Genomic DNA, 6,101 nt, shown 5'->3' with positions numbered 1-6,101 from the left:
TCTCGGCGCGCGCGCTCTCTCTCCCCCGCCGCCCCGGCGCGCCCCCCCCCCCGCATCCGGCGCCCCAGCTCCCCACGCGGGGGGTGGCCCCCCCCGAGGAACCGGTCGCCGTCGCGGTGGTCCGGATCCGGGTGTGGTCGACCCGGTAGGACGGCACGGCACGCGCACGGTGTGGTCGGCTCCGGGCGGGAGGTGGCGCCGGAACCGGAACCGGGAGCGTCCGATCGCACTGCCACGTCACGACCTCCTCGACGCGATCCGGATCTCCCAGGCTCCCCCGGCCCCGGCTCGGCACCCGGGGTCTTTGGTCGCCGCGACGGTCACCGGCGCACAGGGACTTCCGGCCCTGTCCCGAGCACACCGGGGCCCGCAACCCGTGGTCGACGACCGATCGGGTCACCACCGTCGCCGGTCGACCACACCGGCGGGCGACTGCACCCGGCACCCCGAACGGGTGACCGCGTGCGGGACCGCCCACGGTGGAGCGGTCCACGGTGAAGCGGTCCACGGTGGAGCGTGCGGGGGCGGCACATCGGTCCCCGCTGATTCGGGACCTACGACCCTGCGACACGACCGGCTCCGGTGCCACGGTCGGAGGCGAACCGCGAAACCACAGCACGGAGGTGGGTCGAATGGACCCCAGCCGGCCGGACCAAGAAACGATCTCAGCGGCGCTGGCCCTGGCCTGCCGCGCTCCCTCGGTGCACAACACCCAACCGTGGCGCTGGCGACTGGGCGGACCGAGCGTGCACCTGTACGCGGACCCGTTCCGCGGCCTGCCCGCCACCGATCCGCGCGGTGCGGACCTGCTGCTCAGCTGCGGCGCCGCGCTGCACCACCTGCGGGTGGCGCTGGCGGCGCTCGGGTGGCGAGCGGTGGTCCACCGCCTGCCGAACCCCGCCGACCCGGGCCACCTCGCGGCCGTCGAATTCACGCGACGGGAGCCGACCGACGCCGACGTGGCGATGGCCTCCGCCATCCCGCGCCGCCGCACCGACCGCCGCCGCTTCTCGTCCTGGGAGGTGCCCCGGCCGGTGCTCGACCTGTTGACCGCGCGGGCGGTGGAGGAGGGCGTGATCGCCCACGAGGTGGTCGCCACCCGTGACCGGTTCGAGTTGGCCACCGCGATCGGCGAAGCCGCCGCAGCCCAGGACGCGGACCCCGCCTACCGGGCGGAGGCCCGCCGCTGGAGCGGCGGCCACGCGACCGTCGACGGGGTGCCCGCCGCCAACGCGCCCGCCGGCGTGCCACAGCACGGCGACGTCCGGCTCCGCGAGTTCCCCGGCGGTGAACTGGTGGACGCGCGCCGGGACGACTGGGAGGACGACGGGGCGTCGCTGCTGGTGCTGGCCACGTCCTCGGACGACGCCCTGTCGAGGCTGCGCGCCGGGGAAGCGATGAGCGCCGTGCTGCTGGAGGCGACCGCGGCCGGTCTCGCGACGTGCCCGCTCAGCCAACCCATGGAGGTCGCCGCGACCAGGAACAGGATCCGCGCCGAGGTGCTCGACGGCAGCTCCTGCCCGCAGATCCTGGTGCGGGTCGGCTGGGCCGCGTTCAACGCCGACCCGCTGCCTCCCACACCCCGCCGCCACCTCGCCGACGTCATCGACCAGTGGGAGCGGACGTGAACGAGTTCGTCAGGACCTTCGCCGAACTGCGGGCGCACGACACCCCGATCGCCGGGGGCAAGGGCGCGAACCTGGGCGAGCTGACCGCGGCCGGCTTCCCCGTGCCGCCGGGTTTCGTCGTCACCGCCGACGCCTACCTGACCTCGATGGGGCCGGTGCGCGAGCAGCTGACCGACCTGCTCGCCGCGGGCTGCGACAACGGCACGCCCGAACGATTGCAAGCGCTGGTGCGCAAGACCGGCGTGGCCGACGAGGTCTCGGCCCGGGTGTTGGAGCACTACCACGCACTGGGTGACCGGGTGTCGGTCGCGGTCCGCTCGTCGGCGACCTCCGAGGACACGGCGGGCGCGTCGTTCGCGGGCATGAACAGCACCTTCACCAACACCGTCGGCGACCAGGAGCTGGTCGAGCGGCTGTTGGACTGCTGGGCGTCGCTGTTCGGCGCCCGTTCCCTGTCCTACCGGGCCGAGAAGGGGTTGACCGAGGAGCCCGCCATCGCGGTGGTCGTGCAGCGGATGGTGGACTCCGAGCGCTCGGGTGTCCTGTTCACCGCCGACCCTGCCACCGGCGAGCGCGAGCGGGTGGTGGTGGAGGGAGCGTTCGGGCTCGGCGAGGTCGTCGTCAGCGGCGCGGTCGAACCCGACACCTACATCCTGCGCCGCTACGGCGACGACGTGTCCCTCGTGGACGTCCGGGTCGGGCGCAAGTCGCACAAGGTCGTGCGCGGGCCCGACGGCACCGACCTGCGCGTGCCCCTCGCCCCCGACGAGTCGTCGCGCCGGGTGCTGGACCGGGCCGAAGCCGAGGAGCTGGGACGGCTGGGCTTGCGGGTCGAGCGGCACTACGGCACGCCGCAGGACATCGAGTGGGCGATCGCGGAGGGTCGCACCTGGCTCGTCCAGTCCCGTCCGATCACCACCCTGCCGGGTGGCACGGAGCCGGATGCCCCCGCCGCTCCGCTCGTCACCGGCCTGGGCGCGTCACCCGGCCTCGCCCCGGGTCGGGTGCGCGTCCTCGCCTCCCCTGCCGACGGTGACCGGCTGCGCGACGGCGAGGTGCTCGTCGCCGAGATGACCAACCCCGACTGGGTGCCGACCATGCGGCGGGCCGCCGCCGTGGTCACGGACGGCGGCGGGATCACCTGCCACGCCGCCATCGTCGCCCGCGAACTCGGCGTGCCGTGCGTCGTGGGCACCGGATCGGCCACGACCGCCCTCCACGACGGCCAGGCCGTGACCGTCGACGGCACCGCGGGCACGGTCACCGCCGGGACGTTCGCCGCCCCGGCGGTCGCCACGAGCCGCACCGCCGTCGCGGTCGCCGGCGAGGCGCTGGGCACCCGGCTGTACGTCAACCTCGGCATGCCCGACCACGCCGCCGAGGTGGCCGGGCAGCCGGTCGACGGCGTCGGCCTGCTGCGCGCGGAGTTCATGCTCACCGAAGCGCTCGGGGGCGAGCACCCGCGGCGGTTCCTCGCCCGGCACGGCAGTGAGGACTTCCTCGCCGCCATGTCCGGTTCGCTGCTGCGCATCACCCGTCCGTTCGGCGCCCGACCGGTCGTCTACCGGACCATGGACTTCCGCACCAACGAGTTCCGCGGCCTGACGGGTGGCGAGGAGTTCGAGCCGCACGAGCACAACCCGATGATCGGCTTCCGCGGCTGCTACCGGTACGTGCGGGACCCGACGCTGTTCGCGCTCGAGCTGCAGGCCCTGGCCCGGGTGCGCGAGCAGACGCCGAACCTGCACGTCATGATCCCGTTCGTGCGCACCAAGTGGGAACTGGAGGCGTGCCTGGAGCTGGTCGACCGCAGTCCGCTCGGCCACCACCGCGGCCTGCACCGCTGGGTCATGGCCGAGGTCCCGTCGGTGGCCTACCGGATCCCCGAGTACGCCCGCATGGGCATCGACGGCGTGTCCATCGGCAGCAACGACCTCACCCAACTCGTGCTCGGCGTCGACCGCGACTCCGAGATCTGCGCCGACCTGTTCGACGAGTCCGACCCGGCAGTGCTCGACGCCATCGGCCGGATCATCACCGCCTGCCGCGACGCCGGGATCACCTCCTCGCTGTGCGGCCAGGCGCCCTCGGCCAAGCCGGAGTTCGCCGAGCACCTGGTCCGGCTGGGCATCACCTCGGTCTCGGTCAACCCCGACGCCGTCGCCGCCACGAGGTCCGTGATCGGCTCGGCCGAGCGGCGGCTGATGCTGGAGCGGCGGCGGTGAGGCAGGTCGAGCGCATCGAGGTGCGCGGCACGGTGCAGGGCGTGGGGTTCCGACCCCACGTCCACCGGCTCGCCTCGGCGCTGCACCTCGACGGGGAGGTGCGCAACGTGGACGGCCACGTGGTGATCACTGCGGCGGGCGAGCCGGAGGACCTCGCCGAGTTCCGCCGGCTGGTGCGGGAGCAGCCACCTCAGGTGGCGTGCGTCGAGTCGGTGGAGGTGTCCCCGATGCCGGTCGACGCGGCGCCGCTGCCGGGGTTCGTGGTCCGGGACAGCTCGGCGGGCGGCGGTGTCGGACACCGGTGGCTGCCACCGGACCTGGCCACCTGCGGACGCTGCCTGACGGAGCTGTTCGACCCGACCGACCGCCGCTACCGCTACCCGTTCACCAACTGCGCCGAATGCGGTCCGCGGGCGACCATCGTGGCGGCGCTGCCCTACGACCGGATCCGCACCACCATGCGCCGCTTCGCCATGTGCCCGGCTTGCGCGGCGGAGTACCGGGATCCGGGTGACCGGAGGTTCCACGCCGAACCGATCGCGTGCCCGGACTGCGGTCCCACGCTGTCGTGGGGCGCGCTGTCCGGCGAGGACGCCTTGCGCGCCGCGGTCGCCGTGGTGGCGGATGGCGGCGTCGTCGCCATCAAGGGTGTCGGCGGGTACCAGTTCGTGTGCGACGCGAGGGACGAGGCAGCGGTCGGCAGGCTGCGCGTCGCGAAGCAGCGCCCCCGCAAGGCGTTCCCCGTCATGGTCGGCACGGTGCGGGCTGCCCGTGCGCTGGCGCTCGTGGCGGACACGGCGGCGCTGACGTCGGTCGCCGCGCCGATCGTGCTGCTGCCGCGGCGCGCCGACGCGGGCCTGGCGCCTTCGGTCGCGCCCGGTCTGACCGAGGTCGGGGTATTGCTGCCGTACAGCCCGCTGCACCACCTGCTGCTGGCCGAACTCGACCGGCCACTCGTGGTGACCAGCGGCAACCGCTCGGGCGAACCGATCGTCACCGATGACGGCGCGGCCCGTGCCTCACTGGGGCCGCTGGTCGACGGGATCCTGGCGCACGACCGGCCGATCCGCGCCCGCTACGACGATTCGGTGGTGCGCGGCGCCTCGCTGCTGCGCCGGGCACGGGGATATGCGCCGGAGCCGCTGCCGCTCCCCGCCACCGCCCCGGAACCCGTGCTGGCGGTGGGGGCGCAGCTCAAGCACACGACGGCGCTGGCGGTCGGTGACCGGGCGGTGGTCGGCCCGCACGTCGGCGACCTGTCCGACGCGGAGACGCTCGCCGCGTTCGAGGACACCGCGCGGATGCTGTGCCGCTGGCAGGAAACCGATCCCCGGTACTGTGCGCACGACCTGCACCCCGGTTACCTGTCGACGCGGCACGCCGTCCGTTGGCCGGCCGATCGGCGCATCGTCGTCCAGCACCACCACGCGCACGTCGCGGCCACGGCGGCCGACTGCGGTGTGCGCGGCCGGTTCCTCGGCGTGGCCTACGACGGCCTCGGGCTCGGCGACGACGGCACGTTGTGGGGCGGTGAGGTCCTGGTGGCCGACTACCGGGGCTACCGACGGGTGGGCCGGATCGGGACCGCGCCGCTGCCCGGCGGCGAGGCGGCCGTGCGCCGCCCCGCCCGAATGGCGTTGGGCTACCTGTTCGGAGCCGAGGATTTCGGAGCCGCACCGGTCTTGCCCGAAGCGCTGCTGGACCGCGTGGGCGAGCGCGAGGTCGAGGTCGTGCGACGGATGGTGGACCGCGCAGTCCGCAGCCCGGTCGCCTCCAGCGTCGGCCGGCTCTTCGACGCCGTGGCAGCCCTGCTGGGGGTGTGCGACGACAACAGCTACGAAGGCGAGGCCGCGATGCGGTTGGAGGCCGCGGCGTCCGGTCACCCGGACGGCGAGGCGCTCTCGTGGCGGCTGCACCGCCGCGGCTCGCTGTGGGTCTACGACCCGGTGCCGACGTTGCGCGACGTGGTGCTCTGCGAGCAGCCGGTCGGCGCCGTCGCGGCCCGCTTCCACACCACCCTCGTGCACGCCACGCGCGCGCTGGTCGAGCAGGCCGCCGGCGCCACCGGGTTGCGCACCGTCTGCCTGGGTGGCGGGGTGTTCCAGAACAACAGGCTCACCACCGCCCTGGCGCGCCAGCTGGCGGACGCGGGGTTCGAGGTGCACGTGGGTCGACGCGCACCGGTCAACGACGGCGGTATCAGCTACGGCCAGGCCGTGATCGCCGCCGCCCGGCTGAAGGGGTGACG

The 6,101-nt window shown here is 74.4% G+C and carries 3 protein-coding genes; all 3 read left to right on the top strand.

Annotation, left to right across the window (positions count from 1 at the left end; translation table 11 throughout):
* Nucleotides 1-632: 632 nt before the first annotated feature.
* Genes ACFXGA_RS09985 through hypF form a run of 3 tightly spaced genes read left to right on the top strand, consistent with a single transcriptional unit; the run spans nucleotide 633 to nucleotide 6,099 of the window.
* A complete protein-coding gene (locus ACFXGA_RS09985; protein ID WP_378086151.1) occupies nucleotides 633-1,628 on the top strand; it encodes an Acg family FMN-binding oxidoreductase in 996 nt (331 codons plus the stop codon).
* Nucleotides 1,625-3,853, top strand: coding sequence for a phosphoenolpyruvate synthase (gene ppsA / locus ACFXGA_RS09980; RefSeq protein WP_378086149.1), 2,229 nt, complete (start codon nucleotides 1,625-1,627; stop codon nucleotides 3,851-3,853). Before ACFXGA_RS09985 ends, ppsA begins: the two co-directional genes overlap by 4 nt.
* Nucleotides 3,850-6,099: a carbamoyltransferase HypF gene (gene hypF, locus ACFXGA_RS09975; protein ID WP_378086147.1), complete on the top strand. Its 2,250-nt coding sequence runs from the start codon at nucleotides 3,850-3,852 to the stop codon at nucleotides 6,097-6,099. The genes ppsA and hypF overlap by 4 nt, the downstream gene beginning before the upstream one ends.
* The last annotated feature ends 2 nt before the right edge of the window (nucleotides 6,100-6,101 follow it).

The sequence above is a fragment of the Actinosynnema sp. NPDC059335 genome, assembly GCF_042752395.1.
GTDB lineage: Bacteria > Actinomycetota > Actinomycetes > Mycobacteriales > Pseudonocardiaceae > Actinosynnema.
This window is presented reverse-complemented; position numbering and strand designations above follow the sequence as displayed.

Coding starts and splice junctions, on each gene's coding strand:
- ACFXGA_RS09985 (WP_378086151.1), top strand. CDS start 633: ATGGACCCCAGCCGGCCGGACCAAGAAACGATCTCAGCGGCGCTGGCC.